Raw genomic sequence first — 1,135 nt, 5'->3', positions numbered from 1 at the left:
TACCCCAATTCGGGATAAAATAGCGATTAGTTGCATATGAAGACAGATACACGAGTTCTCTTCTCATGCCATCAGACATGAGCTGTATATAAAGAATCGAAAGAGATTATTCTGTCCTTAGAACAATGTAAGTTGCTTCGTGTCTTCGATGCAGTATCCTTGCAATGCCTTTGGCTTGTTATCAAAGAAACAATATGCTCCCAAGGCTGAAATAAGGTTCATGATAAAGTTGCTTACAGATCTATGGCGTGAATGTACAATCTGTGCCGTATTCTTCAGCATGTCGTTAATGGTTTCGATAATGTATCTCTTGCGCAGCATCATTCTGTCATAGAACGGCATCAGCTTGTTTTTCATGTTTACGCGCAACCCTGTCACCAGCTGTATTCCATCCTCAAAGAGGAAGTCAAACAGCTTCTGTGAAATATAGCCTTTGTCAGCAAACAGCTTGCCATACAAACGTTTAGCAAGGACCTTGAACACATTCGGGTCCTTGTCGCTGACATTTGCACCTGTAAGTACAAACGCTATTATCTCGCCTCTGTCATTGCACGCAAGGTGGAGCTTAAAGCCATGACACCAACCCATAGTTCCTTTTCCGTCAGTGGCAATTCCCTTGAATACCTTATTGGCATATCTCCTGAGATTATGGCATACGGGTATCATCGTGGAATCAACGAATGTTATGCCAGTACATCTTCCGAAAGCCCCCAGATTAAGGAAGAACATGAGCTGGAAGAACACGCGGCTTTCCAACTCCACAAAGCGGTTGTACGACACTGCTTTCGGAAAATAAGACTTCATCGTACCCTTAATAAAGAACAGGTAGTAGTGCTTGAAAGTGCGGAATGTACCGAAATGGAAATACAACAGAATCGTCATGATTTCACTGTCGGACAACGATGCCGCACGCCGTCTACGCTTCACTCCGCTATTGTCTTCAAGTAGATTTCCTGCATTTTCTGCATCAAAATGTTTGCAAAACTCGTCTATTATATAAAATAATTCTGTAACTTTGTAATCGGTAGTCATATCAAATATTTCTGTAACTAATTGATTTTCACCTATAAAGATACAAAATATTTGTGAGACTACCAACTTTTTTATGAACTATTTCTTATCCCGAACTGGGGTA

At 40.9% G+C, this 1,135-nt stretch carries 1 protein-coding gene; it reads right to left on the bottom strand.

The genetic code is table 11. The annotated features are described in order from the left end of the window. Window positions 1-117 precede the first annotated feature (117 nt). Window positions 118-1,032: an IS982 family transposase gene (locus tag I6E49_RS14220; protein ID WP_235403138.1), complete on the bottom strand. Its 915-nt coding sequence runs from the start codon at window positions 1,030-1,032 to the stop codon at window positions 118-120. Window positions 1,033-1,135: the final 103 nt, after the last annotated feature.

This window comes from Leyella stercorea (genome assembly GCF_021531655.1).
This window is presented reverse-complemented; position numbering and strand designations above follow the sequence as displayed.